Below are 19,269 nucleotides of genomic sequence, written 5' to 3'. Positions count from 1 at the left end.
TTGTAGTAGTTTAACTCATAAATAAAATATTATTTTTTAAGTATTTTTTGCAATGACTCTATGCTTTAAAAGGTTTAGATTTTAATTATTCATAGAGACAAGATTTTAGTATGTATTTAACAACAGAGCAATTAATAATCTATAAAAATCAAGGATTTATTTTATTACCAGAATATTTTTCTCGCGCCGAAGTTGGAATTATGAAAGCAGAATTATCCACTTTGTCTGTGGAGGATTCACCCAAAAAAATCCTTGAGAAAGATGGTAAAACTGTGCGATCGCTTCATGGCTCCCATGCTAACAATGATGTTTTTAATTCTCTAACACGTCATCCATTTATCGTTGAACCAGCTATGCAAATAGTTGGGAGTCAAGTATATATATACCAGTTCAAAATCAATCTTAAAGCAGCATTTAGCGGCGACCTTTGGAAATGGCATCAAGACTATATTTATTGGCGTAAGGAGGATGGGATGCCAAGACCACAAGTAGTCAATGCTATGTGCTTATTAGATGATATGAATGAATTTAATGGGCCGCTATTTATTATTCCTGGTTCACATAAAGAAGAGATGATCGATGTTTTGGAGCATAATCCTATAGGAGAAACCACAACTTCTCATAATTCTGGTGAGAGTTCTACATGGATATCGAGCTTTAGTGTTAATTTAAAGTATTCTTTGAACCAGAAAACAATTACTAGTTTAGTATCCAAGTATGGAATTACTTCTGTAAAAGCTGCGGCAGGTTCAGTTCTATTTTTTGATAGTAATATTGTTCATGCCTCAACAAATAATATCTCACCTTTTGGGCGTTCTACTGTGATTATTACTTATAACAGCATTGAGAATATTCCTTTAGCGGTTATAAATCCTCGACCAGATTTTCTTGTTGGTCAAAATTATCAAGCAGTTACCCCTCTAGGATCTGATGCGTTATCTCAGAAGAACGGCGAACTCCATACTCAAGATAAACTAGATCGTCGTAATCTTCATCCTCTGCCACATTAGTAATAGTGGTTGGTTTTGGGAGCTTGTTTTGAAGCAAGGGTTAATTCGCCTACCGACGGTATTTGTCGCAAAATCAGGGTTAATCCCGCAGCCACCATCTGTGTCAGGTTGAGAATTCGCGTAGTTTATCGCCGCAGGCATCGCAATCCCAAGCTACTCAAAAACAGTCATAACTAAAGCAGAATGTCTACTGCAAATGGAGTTAAGAAGCTGATGCCGTGGTTTGTCAAAATTGAAGAAGGCAAAGTCGATAAACCTACCTTTGACCAATATGTACCTGCCCACAAAGCCTACATTCAAGACTTGATAGCGAAAGGACACAAAGCGCGAACAGGCTATTGGGCAGAGCAAAGAGGCGGGATGTTGTTGTTTGAGGCTGCCTCAAAGGAGGAAGCAGAAGCAATTGTAGCTGATGACCCGTTGGTAAAACACGGCTGCGTCAACTATCAGCTTTACGAATGGCGAATTGTTTTGGAATAACACACATCTTACTGATTTTTCATGTTATGCTTTTAGAAGACCTGGATCTATGCGATCGCAACACCCAAATCTTGTCAGAACCGGAAGGTAGCAGCAACACGGGAGGCTTGTGGTAGGCGTAGTCTCCGGGTCGCCCTATTTTTAGGAGCGGTCAGCAACAATGCCTGGTTTTGGAGATATTGTTCAAAAAGCTTTTTACCTCGGTGTTGGATTAGCTTCTTACGCAGGTGAGAAAGCAGGGGGAAAATTAGCGCAAGTGCGATCGCAAGTCCAAAAACTGGCAGATGAAATGGTTGCAAAGGGCGAAATGAATACAGAAGAAGCCCGCCGCTTCGTTGAAGATATGATGAAGCAAGCCCAACAAGCCCAAGCATCTGGTGAAACCTCCGAGAAAACACCTCCTTCTGAACCTCGCCGGATTGAAATTTTAGAGGAAGATGAAGAACCAACGGTGAAAGAGGGATCGAGCGATCAGAATGTAGATAAGTTGCGCCAAGAAGTTCTAGACCTACAAAACGAGTTAAAACGATTGCAACGCGATCAATAAAAATTATTCTTTGATCGAGACCATCGGTAATAAGTGGCACTATCAGATGGCACTTTATATAGAAATTTGATAAGATACATTGCCTAGTGTGTATTCTATGCTTCAAGCCGGATAACACAAATCGTCCTGTTTATAGCCTGCAAAGGTGTCAAGTTTATGGAACAGTGGCAAAAAGATTTAGCAGAAATCGTTGAAACAGTGGCTGATGAAGTAGAGCGTTTCTTCCTCGGAATGAGTGAAATGGTGGACGCTTTTTTTGAGCTAACGGAAGAAATCACTGAGCAAGTCCCTAACATTGTTACTGAAGTCGATCAGTATTTACAAGATTTAGCTGAACCAATGTTGGAGGCTTACTGGGAATTGGAAGACATGGTAGCAGATGTAGATCCAGGTTTTCCTTATTCAGTTGAACCTACAGCCGAAAAAAATCCTGCCTGTATCGGTTGTACTCACTATCACGGTCAAGTTTATAGTGGTAATTTGTTAGTTTGTGCTATGCATCCCCACGGTTGTGAAGATGAGAATTGTCCAGATTGGGAGAAGGAAGAGTATTGAAAGGGAGTTAGGAAGCTACAAAATTCCTAAAAGGACGTAAAAATAAGTAAAATAACCAATGACAAATGACAACTGATAAATTCTCTGAAAGTGTATCCCAGGCAAGTCAAGAAATGAAGTATGGCGAACGCGATATTGCGGAAGGTAAACTAATTACCTTTCCTAATCCGCGTGTGGGGAGGCGATATGACATTAACATTACTTTGCCAGAATTTACTTGTAAATGTCCGTTTTCCGGCTATCCTGACTTTGCGACAATTTACCTTACATATATACCTGATGAACGGGTAGTGGAATTGAAGGCGCTTAAGCTTTATATTAACAGTTACCGCGATCGCTATATTTCTCACGAAGAATCTGCCAATCAAATTTTGGATGATTTTGTGGCTGCTTGTGACCCCTTAGAAGCCACTGTGAAAGCAGATTTTACACCTCGTGGCAATGTACATACTGTGGTTGAAGTGCGGCATCATAAGTACCCATAATGAAAACTTGGGTTTTGTAGTCAGGACTTTAGTCCTCTCTACGAAGGTTTTTTACTCAGGTTGATTAACCAGACAGTCCGAGACTGCAATTGCTATTTGAGCTTAGAATCCCCCGTTTTAATAAACGGGGGAGTATGTCAAGAAATACTACGCTTCCAAGTCAACCCGGTGCGCGGAGTCTGCCTGTGTCGCAGCCACAGTCCTAGCAGCAAACCAATTACCACAATTCCGGTGAAATAAGTCAGCGAAATCAACCGAACAGCCATCGGCGGAGCGACACCTTCAACTGGAATATTCTCTGCAACTTGGAATGGCTGAAATTGCTCTTTTGCCTTTGCTTGCGGCGCTACCTCGACAACAACGCTATGGGGGGCACCGTCAAAAAATTCCTGCTCCCACACCAATTTTCCGTTGCTGTCTGGAGTCCCCTCATAAGCAAACGCCACCCAATTATTTTCGAGTTGGGTGGTTGTTACCTTCAACACTACATCTGTCACGGGTTGGCTGGTTTTAGGATCGCTGACGCTGACCTGCAATTTGGCAGGTTGACCCACTGTTGCACTTTTGTCACCCGATAGTTGCATATAAAGTCCTTGAGACTGCAATTTAGCGGGCTTACTAGAGGATGGAACTTCTTCTCCCATACCTGGCATCGACATGTGCGATTCGGCAAGTTCAGCGCTGATATTGACGAGCAGGAGTGCAGCGATCGCTACTACAATCAATCCACTCAACAACAATCGCACCTGTTGCGGGGCAATTTCTCCCGGTTGAATCGGTTGTCTGCCCCCAATCACCCAACCTCCTAGTAGTCCAACTGCCAGTAAAATCACAACCAGGATGCCAAAGTAGCGAAACTTTAAGGGATTTTCCGGCAGCGTCAGCGTCAGAGTTTGCTTTATCGGCTCAAAGGCATTGGCAACGAGCGGAGTAACTGCTACCAAGAGTTGATATGTTCCCCGGATCGGCAGGGTTTGTTGAACCTGCAACTGACCCGTTGGGGCATTGCCCTCAATGTCCAGCAACTTTGTCCCTTCGACGATGGGAAAATCTGTTGTGAACCAAGGGTTTTTAGGAGGGGTGAACAATTGCAAGTGGATTTTGGCATCCTTTAAAGATTGCCCTTGAGCATCAAAGGCTTGCAGCATCAGCTGCACTGGCGGATTGTAGTGCCCCGATCCCAGCACTGTAGTGGCTTCAGCCTCAAGAGGTCGAACCTGATTAATCGGTGGATTAGTTGTTAGCCGCACCGATGGTTGAGGAGATTGGGCAAATCCGATCCAACCATACAGGATAATTGCGATCGCACAAATCGCACCGATCGGTTTAGACCACTTAAATAAGGTCATTTGATTTCTTCACTCCTGCTAATCATTGACTCAATCAACTAATGGCAACTCACCATCAGGGTGTGGTGACGCAGAGTATGAGTCGTGTCATGGATAGCGGGGTATGTAGTGAAATAAATTGTCCACAGAGTCAAAGAACACAGTGCAATATAGAGCGCTGATTGTACAGGCACTGATAGCACTTGAGTGGTGACTTGTTGCTGAATCGAACTAGAAGATTGAACTGTCATTTTGTACCTCGCATTAATGGTTGATTCGGTAGGCATTCTGACTTATACAGTCAGCAGTGAACGGTAAATGACTGAAAACAGATGAATAAGACTCTGTATGAGCCGTCTTAGCATACTGAGCCAGCTATTTCGTTGTCATTCATGAAAATTACTTATATTGACATCGACGTAAGGTTTAGTAAAACCTATCTAAATGACAGACGTATTGCAATCTTATGTCAAAAGTGTGACTAACTGGACAACTGCACTCAGAAAGAATTCCCTAGACAAGCCAATTAGGGATTAGCAAAAAAATTTAGGACTGGGATCGGCTATGCTACTTTTTAGGTTTTATCCTAAAAAAGTGTTAAGTAGAACCGCCGAACTACATATAAGGAAATATACCTGTGAAAAAAACTTTGTTTCTCAGCCCTCCTTCCTTCGATGGTTTTGATGGTGGAGCCGGTTCCCGATATCAAGCCAAGCGTGAGATTACTTCTTTCTGGTATCCTACATGGCTGGCGCAACCCGCAGCCCTTGTGCCTGGTAGCAAGCTTATCGATGCACCTCCACACGGTCAAACAGTAGAAGATGTCATTGAAATTGCTCAAGATTACGAGCTAATTATCATGCACACCAGCACGCCTTCGCTGCCTAATGATGTGAAGTGCGCCGAGACAATCAAGGCTCAAAACCCTAATGTCCAGATTGGTTTGATTGGAGCGCACGTAGCAGTATTACCAGAACAGACGCTGATTGAAAACCCGATAGTTGACTTTGTGTGTCGCCACGAATTCGACTATACCTGCAAAGAAATAGCCGAAGGGAAATCTTGGGAAGAAATCACAGGTCTAAGCTACCGCGATCGCCAGGGTAATATCCGTCATAATGAAGACCGCCCTTTGATTCACGATTGGGATTCTATGCCCAGTGTGTTGCCGGTTTATCACCGCGATTTGGATATTACCAAATACTTTATTGGCTACTTACTGCATCCATATATTTCCTTTTACACTGGGCGGGGCTGTCCGGCAAAATGTACCTTCTGCCTTTGGCCGCAAACAATTGGCGGACACTTATACCGCACTAAAAGCCCAGAAGCAGTTGGGCGGGAGATGGAAGAAGCCAAAGCGATTTTCGGCGACAAGGTGCGAGAATATATGTTTGATGACGACACCTTTACGATTGACAAACATCGAGCGATCGCAATTAGCGAACATCTGCGGCGACTCAAACTGACTTGGAGTTGTAACGCCCGCGCCAATCTCGACTATGACACCCTCAAACAACTACGCGATAATGGCTTACGTCTACTCTTAGTCGGATTTGAATCTGGCAATCAGCAAATTTTGGACGGGATTAAAAAAGGAATCAAGCTGGAAGTCGCGCGGAAGTTTATGGAAAATTGTCATAAACTTGGCATCACCGTACACGGCACATTTATCATCGGTTTACCCGACGAAACCCCACAAACAATAGAAGAAACAGTCCGGTTTGCTTGCGATATTAGTCCTCACACAATTCAAGTTTCCATCGCCGCTCCCTATCCCGGAACAGAACTTTATCGTCAAGCACAAGAAAATAATTGGTTTAGCAACAGTTCTTTAGTTGCTAGCTCAGGAATTCAAATGTCTACACTGCAATATCCAAATCTATCCAGTACTGAGATTGAGGATGCAGTTGAGAAAATGTATCGGAAGTTCTACTTCCGTCCTAGAGCGATTATCCCAATTGTTGGTGAAATGCTTACCGATCCCCAAATGTTAGTACGCCGCTTGCGTGAAGGGCGAGAATTTTTCTCTTACTTAAAAGACCGTCGTACCCAAGCAACAGCAAAAGCAGAATCAGTAGTTGTTGGTTAGTTAGTTTTTGGTTGTTTTTATGGAGGAAGTGACAGGAACCCTGCCAAATAAGTAAATGAACAAAAATATTTACAGTGATTGCGATCGCAATGACACTGTGTAATTAATTCTGTCTTAAAAATATAAAACTTATGCAAGCACAGCGATTCGCCATCATCAATGGTGATGACTTTGGTTTCTCTGAGGGAGTTAATCAAGCAATTATCAAAGCACACAAACAAGGAGTCGTAACTAGTACCAGCCTGATGGTGAGCGCTGATGCTGCAAAAGAGGCTGTCACCTTAGCAAGTGCCCACCCAAATCTGGCTGTTGGTCTACATCTTGTATTGGTATGTGGAAAGTCTGTCTTACCGCCAGAGCAGATTCCCCATTTAGTAGACAAAGAAGGTAACTTTTCCAACAGTCCATTAAACGCTGGATTGCGCTATCAATTTGTTAAGGAAACCCGTCAAGAACTGCGACAAGAAATTCGCGCCCAGCTAGAAAAATACCGTTCTACTGGTTTGCCTCTCTCTCATGTTGATGGACATTTGCATTTGCATGTACATCCGGTAGTCTTGCGTATTTTAGTTGACTTGGCACCAGAATTTGATATTAAAGTAATTCGTCTTCCCAGTGAGGAACTAGGGATTACCTTGAGAGTTAATCGCAGTCATTTACTGACAAAGCTAGTTTGGTCAGCAGTATTTGGCAGACTACGCCGCTATGGTGAGAAGCTGCTAGAGTCTCAAGGTATTAGCTTTACTCAAAGAGTTTACGGCTTATTGCAAACTGGTGGCATTACAGAGGAATATTTACTTGGGTTGATACCCCAAATCCAGGCAAACTTGGTAGAGATTTACTCTCATCCAGCGATGCCTGCGGCGGGCTTCGCCAACGCAAATGGAGAACTAGGCACAGGCGAAGCAGAACTGGCTGCATTATTAAGCGATCGAGTCCGCGAAGCGCTCCTTAATAACGGCTTTGAAATTACCAACCATCATTTCCTATCCCAACGTAAGTAGGTCGGTGTGAATATTTATTGTTGGGATGAGGCAGGAGGCAGAAGGATTTGAGTCTATTTAATTTTTCTTAACATAGTGTGGTTTTTCCACATCGTCCTACTTACTACCTAAATTTGATTTTCTATAATTCAAAAGTAATAGCTTTGTCATCCAAATTACATTTAACGTACATACAAAAATCCTAAACTTCTCGGCAGTGAATCTCGAAAATGCTAATACTAATCGCCTGGTAATCAATGGCTATGTTTGCATCTACTGTCTTAACAAATCTTCACCTATTTTTTATTACTTTTCTGATAATTTTGTGCGTATTATCTATTTTATTTTATTGCTATGCAATTTATGCAGCAATAAATTTTTTTGCCGATCCCCAGCCAATCGATCTAGAGTTTCATCCACCTGTTAGTATCCTCAAACCCATTTGTGGACTTGATAGCAATGCTTATGAAAATCTCGCCTCATTTTGTCAGCAGGACTATCCAAAATATCAAATCATCTTTGCTGTGCAAAACTCTGAAGACCCTTGCATAGAGGTTGTAGAGAAAATTATCTACAATTTCTCAGAATTGGATATTTCGTTAATAGTAAGCGATCGCGTCATTGGTACAAACTTGAAAGTTAGCAACTTAGCTAATGCTGCAACCAAAGCGAAATACGAAATTCTCGTCCTTGCTGATAGTGACATTCGAGTTGGAAGAGACTACTTGCAAAGAGTTATCCAGCCGTTGCAAGATGAAAGTGTGGGTGTCGTTACCTGTATGTATCGCTCCTTAACTCAAGGATGGATATCGATATTAGAAGCTATTGGTACTACGACTGAGTTTCATGCAGGGGTTTTAGTCAGCAATATCAAAGAAAATGGTATAAAATTTGCCTTTGGTTCCACCATTGCCATCCCAAAAAAAGTACTAGAAGCGATCAGTGGATTTGAAGCGATCGCTGATTATTTGGCAGATGATTTCCAACTTGGCTATCTACCTGTGCAAGCAGGTTACAAGGTTGTGCTTTCCGACTACATCGTTGAACACGTACAGATCGGCAACAACTTAGTTGATGCCATCAGGCGACAAATCCGTTGGGCGCGTGGTAAACGAGTTTCTCGTCCTTGGGGTTATGTAGGACTCATTTTTACCTATGGTGTAGTCAGCAGCTTGTTGCTGCTAATTGCCACGGATGGTTCAATACTAGGATGGCTAGGACTATGTATCTGTTGGATAACAAGATTGCTTATGGCTTGGTTCGTTGGTACTATTAGTTTGAAAGATCCAATTGTCAAAAAGTTTCTGTGGCTTGTTCCTGTATGCGACTTGTTCAGCTTTGCTATTTGGTGTTTTGGCTTGATTGGCAACACTATAGAGTGGCGGGGGCAACAACTCAAGCTAACTAAAAATGGAAAGCTACTAGTACAAGAAGACAAGAGTTATGAATTATCAATTATCAATTAAGGTTTTGACTAGTTAGTAATTACTGTTATACCTCTTCAAAGACCATATCAAATTCAAGTTTATCTATGATCGCAAAGCCTTGGGATGCTCAACTTGCTTACTGGCTAGTTAAACCTCTAAAAGATAGTTGGGTAAACCCTAATCATCTCACCACAGTACGACTTGTAACAGGGTTAGCGGCTGCCGTAGCGATGTCTACGACGGGCTACGCCTACGCGGTTGGCGATGTCGTCTGGGCTAACATTGGGGCATGGCTGTTTGCTTTATCCAACTTTCTAGATCATACGGATGGTGAATTAGCTCGTTTGAGTGGAAAAAGCAGCAAATGGGGACATCAGTATGACCTCGCCAGTGACGCTATTATCCACATTATTTTGTTTGTGTGCATTGGATATGGTCTTCGAGAGGGAAAATTTGGTTGGTGGGCGTTGCTGATGGGGATAGTATCTGGGGTGTCTGTTGCTTGCATCTTTCATTTGCGAAACCAAATGGAACAGCGTTTAGGTAAAGACGCTAGCCGTCAACCAAATTTCGCCGGGTTTGACATCGAAGATGTGCTGTATTTGTTTCCCATAGTTACCTTACTAGATGGACTAGAGCCGTTACTAATAGCAGCTACAATTGGGGCACCAACCTTTGCTTTATGGGTAATTTGGCAATTTTTTGCACTCCCACAGTCTGAAGCAAATTAAGGGAATTGGGAATTGGGAATTGGGAATTGGGCACAAAATAAGGTGAGTTCGATGAACTTTTCCCTGCCTTGAACTAAAATTCAATGAATGTTGATTTTTGCAATCTTGTACTAGTATCAAACTATCAATGGAGCTTCAAACTGAAATTGATAAAGCTATAGCAGTTGTTGATTACCAAAAACTTCAAGCTGAGTTTCAAGCACAGAATGAATTGTTGGTGGTTGAGAACTTTCTCCCTAACTCCATCATCAAGCAGTTTCTAACCCTTTTGCCATCTTTGCAACCTGCTATCAACCGCAACTATATTCCCAATTATAAAAAGGGCGGTAGTATCAGCCGCTATAGTTTAGACAGCCTCGCTCCGATTTTTAGAGAGTTTTATCAACTCAGTGCCTTTTTTGAGTTCCTGAACAAAATTACGGCAGAAAAACTCCTTCCCTGTCCTGATACCGATCCCCATACTTACGCGCTGTACTATTACACTGAGCCTGGAGACCACATTCAGTATCATTACGATACCTCTTACTATCACGGGAAACGCTATACAGTGTTGCTTGGTTTAGTTGATAATTCATCCAGTAAGCTGGAATATCAACTCTACAAAGATATTCCTGAACGGGAGACACAAACGCGATCGCTCTCCCTAAGCCCTGGTACTTTAGTATTATTCAATGGTGATAAACTTTACCATCGAGTTACGCCTTTGGGTAACAACGAACAGCGCATTGTCTTGACTTTGGAGTACGTCACCGACACCCGTATGGGTATGTTAAAACGTTTTGTCTCGAATATGAAAGATGCGATCGCTTATTTTGGTTTTCGCCAAGTGTTTCGCAGTTAAGGTAACTAGTACCCAGCCTTCTACTTATATTCTCCAATCACCTCGATTTTACCCACAATATTGCTGTTTAACTCTTCTAGTTCTTCGGCTGGAATCCACCATTCTGTATGATATGAAGCCCCAACTTGATGAACTTCATACTTATCCATGAAAACTTTCTTAACCTCAAATCGTGTAACATAACCCACGCCACTGTCCCTAATATTCCATTTAGTCGCAATTTCTTGGGCATACTGCTTGTTTGTAACTGGGTAGAAAATGGGCTGTTCGGGTAATCTCGGCGGCCATTTGGTGTAATCGCTTTGTTTAACTAGTTCTAGCTCTTCTGGCCCAGTGGGGCGATACAGAGTTACTGTTTCTTCCATGTTAAGAATTAATTAACAAATATTGTCTTGTTCTTCCATGTTAAGAATTAATTAACAAATATTGTCTTGAGCAAAAAACAGTCATTATAAAATACTGGGAAAATTTATAGATTTCCTGGTGTTTTAGCTTTGTTGGTGACTTGACGATGAAGGCAATTATATTAGCTGCTGGCGTTGGACGACGCTTAGGTAAAGACGGGCAAATCCAACCCAAATGCTTGCTGAAATTTAACGGCAAATCTCTATTAGAGCGCCATTTGAACCATCTCCGTCATTACCAGATTGATGAAGTAGTGATTGCTGTGGGTTATCAAGCACAAAGAATTCAGGATGAAATCAAAGCACTGGGAGCCGAAAAGTGGGTCAGTACTGTTTATAATGCTGATTATACCAAAGGTAGTGTAATTAGCCTTTGGACTGTACGTCAGCATCTAGCTGCTGGTGATGACATATTATTAATGGATGCAGATGTGTTGTGCGATCGCCGCATCATCGAACGACTAGTAAAGACAAATGTCCCTAACTGCTTCTTGCTGGATCGAGATTTTGAACCGGGAGATGAACCTGTGAAGCTTTGTGTCAGAGATAATTATCTAGTGGAGTTTCGCAAACAAGTAGCTCCTGGTTTGACTTACGATTTTGCAGGCGAGTCAGTGGGATTCTTTCGTTTTGGAAGTGCTGTTGCTCAACGTCTTGCAACCCGTACAGAACAATATGTTGCAGACGGACGCGATAATGAACCTTATGAAGAAGTAATTCGGGATCTATTGTTAGAAACTCCAGAAACATTTGGTTACGAAGACATCACTGGATTACCTTGGTTAGAAATCGATTTTCCCCAGGATATTGAACGCGCTAAGAATGAGATTTTACCTCAGATAGAAGTTGTAGAAAATCTCTAAAAATATCTTCATCATATATATAGGTTGAAAAAAGCAGAATAGATGCATCAAATATTTGCACCCACAGATACCACTGCAAACTTAAATAAATGTGCCCAATTGCGGCTATTACTAGAATCGCCTCAACTTGACTTCATTATGGAAGCTCACAATGGGATTAGCGCCCGGATTGTGGAAGAGGCTGGATTTAAAGGAATTTGGGCGAGTGGATTAGCCCTTTCGGCTCAATATGGCGTTCGAGATAATAATGAAGCCAGTTGGACTCAAATTGTGGAAATGCTTGAGTTCATGTCTGATGTCACCAACATCCCCATCTTGTTAGACGGAGATACAGGTTATGGCAACTTTAATAATATGCGTCGCCTGGTTAAAAAGTTAGAACAGCGAGGTATTGCTGGAGTCTGTATTGAAGATAAGCTTTTTCCCAAAACCAACAGCTTTATTAACGGTAGTCGCCAACCTTTGGCTGATATTGATGAATTCTGCGGCAAAATTAAAGCAGGTAAGGATAGTCAGACAGACCCAGATTTTTGCATCGTCGCCCGACTCGAAGCTTTGATTGCCGGTTGGGATCTTTCAGAGGCGTTGCGTCGAGCCGAAGCTTACCACGCCGCTGGAGCAACCGCTATTTTAATTCACAGTAAATCATCGCGTCCTGACCAAGTGCTAGCCTTTGCTAAAGAATGGGCGGGTCGTTCGCCATTAGTGATTATACCGACTAAATATTACAGCACGCCTACTGATGTTTTTCGCAAAGCTGAAGTTAATTTGGTCATCTGGGCAAACCATCTGATTCGATCTGCTATTGCTAGTATGCAAGCGATCGCACGCGAAGTAAAAGCTAGTGAAACTTTAATCAACATTGAAGATGATATTGCGCCTGTAAAAGAAATTTTCCGGCTACAGGGTGCGGATGAACTGTTAGAAGCTGAAAAGCGCTACTTCAACAACGGACGACATGATATCCAAGCGATCGTTTTGGCTGCTAGCAGAGGCCAAGAATTAGCAGGATTGACACAAGATAAACCAAAAGTCATGCTACCCCTTGGAGGTAAACCTCTACTCAGGTTGTTGGTGGACAAATTTAAGAAACTTGCCATCAACGATATTACAGTGGTCGCAGGTTACAAAGCAGAAACTATAGATGTTGTGGGGGCTAAAGTCATCCGCAACCCAGATTATGAAACAACGGGAGAATTAGCATCCTTAGCTTGCGCTCAAAGTAGCTTCAGCGAAGAAATGCTGGTGCTTTACGGCGATTTACTATTTAGAAGCTACATCTTGCGTGATTTATTAGAATGTCCCGGAGAAATTGTGGCTGTAGTTGATTCTGTAGCGAACAGCAAGTCTGTTAGCGGTTCACCTGACTACGCTTATTGCTCAATTCCAGACGATCTTTCTCTGTTTGGACAGGATGTTAACTTGTTGGATATTTCTAAAACGACACAAACGCAATTAGGAAAATCTAGCGGACGCTGGATTGGGATGCTGCGCCTGCGGAGTCAAGGTAGAGAGTGGCTGAGTGAAGCACTTAATGAGTTGCAAAAACGACCGGAATTTAACACTTTGGGTTTGCCAGAACTATGCAATTATTTAATCGAGCAAGGCAAACCTATTAAGGTGCTTTATATTCGTGGTAACTGGTTAGATGTTAATTCTTTAGACGATCTTGACCTTGCTTTTCAATTGAAACAATAGGGAGTGGGGAATGAGGAGGTGGAAATTTTGAACTCTGAGGTTCATCGACGAAGCTTTGAGGTTAAAGTTTTGAGTTCTGAAGCGCAAGTTTTGCTTTCTGAAGTCGAAGTAATAATTTTTTATCCCCACTCTCAACTTCCTAATCCCCATCTCAATCGTTTAAATACCTGAAAATTGCTGTAAATTTTTAATTATGATTCAGGCAGAGGAATTTGTAGAAGCTGCGCGTAATATTGGCTTTGGGTGGTACAGTGGCGTACCCTGTTCTTTTCTCACGCCTTTTATTAACTACGTCATCAATGACGTTCAACTTAGATATATTTCCGCAGCCAATGAGGGAGATGCTGTAGCGATCGCAGCTGGAGCCGCAATTGCTGGAAAACCAGCTGTGGTGATGATGCAAAACTCTGGTTTGGGAAATGCAATTAACCCGCTAACTTCCCTCACTTATATATTTCGGATTCCATTGCTGCTGATTTGTACCTTGCGGGGCGATCGCCTATTGCAAGATGAACCCCAACATGAATTAATGGGGCAAATCACAGAGAAATTGCTGGAAACCATGACTGTACCTTGGGAATATTTTCCTACAGATGCAGCAGAAATAGAGCCAGTTCTCCAAAGAGCTACAGCTTACATGCAACAAGAGCGCCGTCCTTATGCTCTAATTATGCGTAAAGGATCGATATCTCCCCATACCCTCATCCGTTCTTCCATCCCCAAACGAGAAGATAATAACACTCATATTTACCAAAGCTTTTTTCGAGATCGTCGCGTTTCCCGCAGCGAAGCACTAGCGCGGATTGTGGAACTTATTGATGCAGAAAACACTGTAATAATTGCCACAACTGGTTACACGGGACGCGAACTATTCGCCAGTAAAGATAGTGCCAATCATCTTTACATGGTTGGGTCGATGGGCTGCGCTTCCTCAATGGGATTGGGGCTATCCTTAGCACGTCCAGACCTCAAGGTTGTGGTGATTGATGGCGATGGAGCAGCACTGATGCGAATGGGTAATTTTGCGACTATTGGCACTTATGGCGGTGCTAATTTGACCCATATTCTCTTAGATAATGAAGTCCACGATTCCACAGGCGCACAAGCCACCGTTTCTGCGGGTATCTCCTTTGCCAAAATTGCCGAAGCGTGCGGTTATGGACTTATATTCGCCGGAGACGATCCAGCGCTTTTAGATGCTTTGTTTACCGCAGATATTAACACTAGACCGAAATTTGCTCATCTAAAAATCCGTCCAGGGACTTTAGAAAAGCTACCCCGTCCCAACCTCACCCCAGAAGCGGTTTTGCAACGTTTTATGAAACACATTGGTTCTGAGCTATAGCCGTTCTCTATTGCATGAAATATGGATAGCTTTACAAGGGGGGCAAAGTCTCTAAATTGTACCCGCTCAATTAATTGCTTTGCTTCCGGTGCGATCGCGTTGTCTGAGGCAATTGTCAATTGCATTAAATAGATTGGTTATTAATTATTAAAGATTACTAAATTGGTGTTCTCAAGCCAAATCACTGAATTGCTCGTTGCCGTTGTCACAAGTAGCTGCTAAAGCCGTACTTCCTCGCCAAGATCGCCCAGGTGGAAGACAGCTTAAGCCTGTTTCCTACTTCAAGATTTATTGACTCTCGCGTTATCATCTGAAAAAGATAAAACTTTTGCGATCGCGGGGAGGTCTTTCTCACTTTGAGAGTTCCAACAACTAAATCATCCCGTAAAATGGACAGGCGGAAACCCTGCCCTATATAAAAAATATGGGAAAATTTTTTGGGAATCCCTCAAGACTCAGGAATCGCTACTTATCTGCTCACTCAGGAATCAGGACTCTTTATGTTAGCAGGCACAATTTTGCAGGATGGAAAATATACCCTAATTCAAGAAATAGGGCGGGGTGGCTTTGGCATTACGTTTAAAGCTACCCATCACTACTTGGGTCAGGAGGTGGTGATGAAAACCATCAATGAACGGCTGCGACAACATCCTGATTTTGCGAAATTTGAGCGCCAGTTCCAAGATGAAGCCAGACGATTAGCTACGTGTATCCACCCAAATATAGTCCGAGTCAGTGACTTTTTTGTGGAAGCCGGATTGCCTTACATGGTGATGGAATACATTCGTGGCGAAACCTTGGGAGACGCATTTGTATTACCAGGAATAACCTTACCTGAAGCCACAGCAATTCATTACATCCGGCAAATTGGGGCAGCTTTGCAGGTAGTACATAATAATGGTTTGCTACACCGAGATGTCAAACCAGATAATATTATCCAACGCCTTGGAACTGAGGAAGTAGTACTAATTGATTTTGGCATTGCCAGGGAATTTAATGGCAGCGTCCGGCAGACTCACACTGGTTTAGTTTCTGAAGGCTATTCTCCAATTGAGCAGTATTTGACGCAAGCGCCGCGCACACCCGCCACCGATGTTTATGGTTTAGCCGCAACCTTGTATGCACTGTTGACAGCCCAAGTTCCAATGCCAGCATTATTGCGCGATCGCGAACAAATGCCTTCTCCCCGCGAACTGCAACCACACTTGAGTGCTGCTCTCAACCAGGCAGTAATGCGCGGAATGGCGGTGGAATCTCGTTTTCGCCCAGCTACAGTTGCTGAATGGTTACAACTGCTACCTGGAAATGAGGCGAATCTGTCAGCGCAAGCCTTAGCCACTTATGCAGTCCCAACTGTCAATTTATCTGCCCAACAAGCCGTAACTTTGCTGGGGAAAACTGCCCAAAATGGCATTCATAAACCATCTGTGTTGGTGCAGCCCAACCCAGGTATCGCCAAGGAAAATGTACTGACTAAAAAACCTGGCTCATCAATATTGATTGCTATGGGTGTAGCCCTGGTTGCTGCTACGGCAGGTTTTGGCATCACTAGCATCTTACCGAAATCTCAGCCGCAGCCAACCACAAAGCCGCTTTTTGAACAGCCAACTCAAGAACCAGATGCGAAAGTACCTAACTCCGAGAATGGGAAAGAGACTAACGCCACCTCAACAACCGAATCAAGACCTGTTTCTAATTCCAAGCGGCGGCGTAATCGCCGTTCTTCCCCCCAAGAAACTCCCAGCAGCCCTACACAAGAATCACAACGCAGCGATTTGGAGCAATCTGCACCATCACCTAGCGTTTCCCCCACACCCTCGCTAGTAGAGAAGTTACGGGCAATCAGGTCATCTCGGAGTGCTTCGCCCGCACCATTGCCACAAAAGAACTTACCCACTTCTAATCAGAATTCTGCTTCCCCTCAACCGGTGATTCCGCCAAATTCTGTGGTTATACCAACAACACCACCCACACAATCCAAACAGTCAGATCCTTCGGCTGTGGTAGTACCAACACTGGAAAAGCAAAATTCACAGACTGATAATCAACCGCAGAGCGATCGCAAATTGCAGGAAAAGCTACAAGATGATAACAATTAGTCAATTTTAGATTTTGTCTTTAATCTAAAATTAATCTCACCGAACAAGGCAAAAGTAAAAAGTTAAAAGGCACTCATAAAGAAAAGCAAAACGGTCTTACGCCGAAAGGAATATTTTTCAACGGAGAGGGGGGGATTCGAACCCCCGTTGGGTTTCCCCAAAACGCATTTCGAGTGCGTCACCATGAACCGCTCGGACACCTCTCCAGGTACTTTCCACACATTTGAATATCTATCTCTATATTCAAATGTCGTGAATTGAGGGAAATGTTAGTGCATTGCCTACACTACTATAACATTACTCTCAATCAGGCGATCGCTTCAGTCCAGATTTTCGCGCTCTCCCTTTAGCAGTCTCTCCTGCAAGAATTGCCTTTACCTGTTCAAATACTACTGTTTTTCGATATCATTACAGTAATTTAGGTAAATATAAAGCTACCCAAACCTTCACTATCTCCAAGTTAGGGTAGTCAATTACAGATTTGTGACTTACCTATATGCCTGTACGCTGGTTCATTCAGGAACTTGCTACTTATTGGTAATGAGCGTTTGTTACCTTGTCTAAAGTGAGATAAAAATTGACTTAGAGCCAAAGTTATAAGAGCATGACGGGAAGAAGCTTACAACTCCTAAATATGTGTCTCTATGCAAGACGCATACATGTTTCACACAGATGATAAAAAATACAACTTTTAACAGTGCCGGTAAACTGACTGCTCTTTTATTCCTGATAACTCTCTTTCTCACACCTTGTGTGATTGTAAATGCAGGCGAACGTGGTGTATTGATGAAATTTGGTGAAGTACAAAACCAGATATTAGGAGAAGGACTTCACTTAATTATTCCTGTAGTCAATACTGTAAAAAAGTTGAGCATTCGAGTCCAAAAACAGGAAATTTCGGCTGAGGCTTCTTCTAAAGATTTACAAAATGTTTTCGCCGATGTCGCTCTCAATTGGCATATTATTCCCCAGGAAGCAAATGTCATTTTTCAAGAAATTGGAGATGAACAAGCTGTAGTTATGCGGATTATTAACCCAGCAGTTGAAGAAGTACTAAAAGCAATCATGGCAAAGTATACTGCTGAAGAAATTATTACTAAACGAGGAGAAGTCAAAGGCGGAGTAGATGATGCATTGTCTACACGACTGAGTAGCTATCACGTTGCAGTTGATGATATTTCTCTAGTTCATGTCCATTTTTCAGAACGGTTTGGTGAGGCGGTGGAGGCGAAGCAGATTGCTGAACAAGAAGCAAAACGAGCAGAGTTTATCGCGCTGAAAGCAACAAAAGAGGCTGAGGCAAAAGTTAATTTAGCCAAAGGTGAGGCGGAGGCGCACAGATTATTACGTGATGGTTTAACTCCACCAATCCTGCAAAGGCAAGCAATAGAAAAATGGAATGGTAAGCTGCCATTAATTGTAAGTAAGGATGCTCCAAAATTGTTGAATTTCAGTGAGCTTTTAAAATTTGACTAATTAAATAGTTTGCTCTCTATCCAAAGGCTAAAATACCCGAATTTTTGAAGAATTCGGGTATTTTTTTGTTCTGTATAAATTCGCTCGACTAAATTAATTGTTGGAGAATATTGGAGAATCGAGAATCTTCAACTGGATCAATAGTATAATCAGCAGGGTATAAGCTGTTGAAGAAATTAGACCAGTAAATAATTCTTTTTTGAGGTTATGCTCTTGAGGTTCTTTTTGAAAAATGTCCTTAGAACCGAATTGCATCAAGAGAATTCCCACAATATTAGAGAGCCAGTATCCTATAATTGAACAAGGTAGAAGTAATTTTGGGGAAAGTAAACTACATGCATACCCAAAACCATAAGCTATTGGCAGATTGAATAGTAGGTCATTCCACCAACATAGTGGTGACAATAAATATCCCAGTACCAGAAAAAATCCACCTCGGAGTTTTTTGAAAATATCTTTTTTGAACTCTTCTGGAGTAGACTGTTGTAAATCCTCTAGGACTGTTTCTCCTGTTACATTCAATTCTTGACTGACGTTTTGGACGCTTTCCATAAAACCACTATTCCTATCGGCTTAGTGTATTTTAATATATAAACTAAACTAAAGTCTACTACAGGAGGAATAAAACTTGGGATTTTTGATGCTGAAAGCATTACGAGCGAAGCAATCCTAACCCTTGCGATTGCTTCATTACGCTTCTCTACGAGACGCTACCGCGAACGCTTCATTCGCAATGACATTGTGTAATTAATTCTGTCCAAGTACTTAGCATAGCGTCATATCCAACACCGATACTGCAATGGCCAGATTCTCATTAGGTTAGGGTGGGTGGATGTTGATCGACAATTTTTTTTGCATATAGCGGTTCTCAGTTGAGTGAGGTATAAGAACCCCACCCCCAACCC

20 protein-coding genes, 1 tRNA gene and 1 other RNA gene are annotated in these 19,269 nt (G+C 42.4%); 17 read left to right on the top strand and 5 right to left on the bottom strand.

Features of this window, described 5'->3' with window-relative positions:
* Positions 1–110 precede the first annotated feature (110 nt).
* The 6 genes from CDG77_RS18080 (at position 111) to queF (ending at position 3,077) form a co-directional block, all read left to right on the top strand.
* Positions 111–1,010, top strand: coding sequence for a phytanoyl-CoA dioxygenase family protein (locus CDG77_RS18080; RefSeq protein WP_094330727.1), 900 nt, complete (start codon positions 111–113; stop codon positions 1,008–1,010).
* 213 nt (positions 1,011–1,223) lie between these two features.
* Entirely contained in the window at positions 1,224–1,490 is a 267-nt protein-coding gene (locus tag CDG77_RS18075) for a YciI family protein (RefSeq protein ID WP_094330740.1), read from the top strand.
* Positions 1,491–1,528: 38 nt separating this feature from the next.
* Positions 1,529–1,625, top strand: an RNA gene (gene ffs, locus CDG77_RS18070) — signal recognition particle sRNA small type.
* A 25-nt stretch (positions 1,626–1,650) separates the two neighbouring features.
* Positions 1,651–2,037, top strand: a complete 387-nt coding sequence (locus tag CDG77_RS18065) for a phasin family protein (protein WP_094330726.1) — start codon at positions 1,651–1,653, stop codon at positions 2,035–2,037.
* Between the two features lie 156 nt (positions 2,038–2,193).
* Positions 2,194–2,592 (top strand): hypothetical protein, encoded by a 399-nt coding sequence (locus CDG77_RS18060; RefSeq protein WP_094330725.1) that lies wholly within the window; start codon positions 2,194–2,196, stop codon positions 2,590–2,592.
* A 65-nt stretch (positions 2,593–2,657) separates the two neighbouring features.
* Positions 2,658–3,077: a preQ(1) synthase gene (gene queF, locus CDG77_RS18055; RefSeq protein ID WP_094330724.1), complete on the top strand. Its 420-nt coding sequence runs from the start codon at positions 2,658–2,660 to the stop codon at positions 3,075–3,077.
* Positions 3,078–3,214: 137 nt separating this feature from the next.
* Here the strand turns inward: queF and CDG77_RS18050 are convergent, their stop codons facing one another.
* On the bottom strand, positions 3,215–4,426 hold the full coding sequence (locus CDG77_RS18050; protein ID WP_094330723.1) for a hypothetical protein: 1,212 nt from the start codon (positions 4,424–4,426) through the stop codon (positions 3,215–3,217).
* Between the two features lie 38 nt (positions 4,427–4,464).
* Complete coding sequence (locus CDG77_RS18045) at positions 4,465–4,656, bottom strand: CbtB-domain containing protein (RefSeq protein WP_094330722.1); 192 nt, start codon at positions 4,654–4,656, stop codon at positions 4,465–4,467.
* Positions 4,657–5,042: 386 nt separating this feature from the next.
* Here CDG77_RS18045 and hpnJ point away from each other — a divergent pair, with 386 nt between their 5' ends.
* The 5 genes from hpnJ to CDG77_RS18020 all read left to right on the top strand — a co-directional run bounded on the left by hpnJ (position 5,043) and on the right by CDG77_RS18020 (position 10,479).
* Positions 5,043–6,497: a hopanoid biosynthesis associated radical SAM protein HpnJ gene (gene hpnJ, locus CDG77_RS18040; RefSeq protein WP_094330721.1), complete on the top strand. Its 1,455-nt coding sequence runs from the start codon at positions 5,043–5,045 to the stop codon at positions 6,495–6,497.
* A gap of 131 nt (positions 6,498–6,628) precedes the next feature.
* Positions 6,629–7,501, top strand: a complete 873-nt coding sequence (hpnK, locus tag CDG77_RS18035; RefSeq protein WP_094330720.1) for a hopanoid biosynthesis-associated protein HpnK — start codon at positions 6,629–6,631, stop codon at positions 7,499–7,501.
* A 236-nt stretch (positions 7,502–7,737) separates the two neighbouring features.
* Positions 7,738–8,946, top strand: a complete 1,209-nt coding sequence (gene hpnI / locus CDG77_RS18030) for a bacteriohopanetetrol glucosamine biosynthesis glycosyltransferase HpnI (RefSeq protein WP_442946429.1) — start codon at positions 7,738–7,740, stop codon at positions 8,944–8,946.
* A 65-nt stretch (positions 8,947–9,011) separates the two neighbouring features.
* On the top strand, positions 9,012–9,638 hold the full coding sequence (locus tag CDG77_RS18025; protein WP_094330718.1) for a CDP-alcohol phosphatidyltransferase family protein: 627 nt from the start codon (positions 9,012–9,014) through the stop codon (positions 9,636–9,638).
* A 127-nt stretch (positions 9,639–9,765) separates the two neighbouring features.
* Positions 9,766–10,479 carry a 2OG-Fe(II) oxygenase gene (locus CDG77_RS18020; RefSeq protein ID WP_094330717.1) on the top strand — a complete coding sequence of 238 codons (714 nt, stop codon included), beginning with the start codon at positions 9,766–9,768 and terminating at the stop codon, positions 10,477–10,479.
* A gap of 20 nt (positions 10,480–10,499) precedes the next feature.
* Here the strand turns inward: CDG77_RS18020 and CDG77_RS18015 are convergent, their stop codons facing one another.
* The gene (locus CDG77_RS18015) at positions 10,500–10,844 is read right to left on the bottom strand and encodes a hypothetical protein (RefSeq protein WP_094330716.1); all 345 of its coding nucleotides are present in this window, start codon (positions 10,842–10,844) and stop codon (positions 10,500–10,502) included.
* A 146-nt stretch (positions 10,845–10,990) separates the two neighbouring features.
* Here CDG77_RS18015 and CDG77_RS18010 point away from each other — a divergent pair, with 146 nt between their 5' ends.
* The 5 genes from CDG77_RS18010 to CDG77_RS17995 all read left to right on the top strand — a co-directional run bounded on the left by CDG77_RS18010 (position 10,991) and on the right by CDG77_RS17995 (position 16,888).
* A complete protein-coding gene (locus CDG77_RS18010) occupies positions 10,991–11,746 on the top strand; it encodes a phosphocholine cytidylyltransferase family protein (protein WP_094330715.1) in 756 nt (251 codons plus the stop codon).
* 42 nt (positions 11,747–11,788) lie between these two features.
* A complete protein-coding gene (aepX, locus tag CDG77_RS18005; RefSeq protein ID WP_094330714.1) occupies positions 11,789–13,444 on the top strand; it encodes a phosphoenolpyruvate mutase in 1,656 nt (551 codons plus the stop codon).
* A 27-nt stretch (positions 13,445–13,471) separates the two neighbouring features.
* Positions 13,472–13,615, top strand: coding sequence for a hypothetical protein (locus CDG77_RS36600; protein ID WP_190233998.1), 144 nt, complete (start codon positions 13,472–13,474; stop codon positions 13,613–13,615).
* 22 nt (positions 13,616–13,637) lie between these two features.
* Positions 13,638–14,789, top strand: a complete 1,152-nt coding sequence (gene aepY, locus CDG77_RS18000; protein ID WP_094330713.1) for a phosphonopyruvate decarboxylase — start codon at positions 13,638–13,640, stop codon at positions 14,787–14,789.
* 500 nt (positions 14,790–15,289) lie between these two features.
* Positions 15,290–16,888: a serine/threonine-protein kinase gene (locus tag CDG77_RS17995; RefSeq protein WP_094330739.1), complete on the top strand. Its 1,599-nt coding sequence runs from the start codon at positions 15,290–15,292 to the stop codon at positions 16,886–16,888.
* 121 nt (positions 16,889–17,009) lie between these two features.
* Here CDG77_RS17995 and CDG77_RS17990 read toward each other — a convergent pair.
* Positions 17,010–17,094 (bottom strand) — tRNA-Ser (locus tag CDG77_RS17990).
* Positions 17,095–17,560: 466 nt separating this feature from the next.
* On the opposite strand from CDG77_RS17990, the gene CDG77_RS17985 reads away from it, so the two are divergent.
* Entirely contained in the window at positions 17,561–18,364 is an 804-nt protein-coding gene (locus CDG77_RS17985; RefSeq protein WP_094330712.1) for a prohibitin family protein, read from the top strand.
* Positions 18,365–18,457: 93 nt separating this feature from the next.
* On the opposite strand, the gene CDG77_RS17980 is transcribed toward CDG77_RS17985, so the two are convergent.
* Positions 18,458–18,916, bottom strand: a complete 459-nt coding sequence (locus tag CDG77_RS17980) for a hypothetical protein (protein WP_094330711.1) — start codon at positions 18,914–18,916, stop codon at positions 18,458–18,460.
* Positions 18,917–19,269 lie beyond the last annotated feature (353 nt).

Origin of the sequence: Nostoc sp. 'Peltigera membranacea cyanobiont' 213, assembly GCF_002245975.1 — a bacterium.
In the GTDB taxonomy this organism is placed as follows: Bacteria; Cyanobacteriota; Cyanobacteriia; order Cyanobacteriales; family Nostocaceae; genus Nostoc.
Note: the sequence above shows the minus strand (reverse complement) of the source record. Positions and strands in the feature narration are given on the sequence as shown.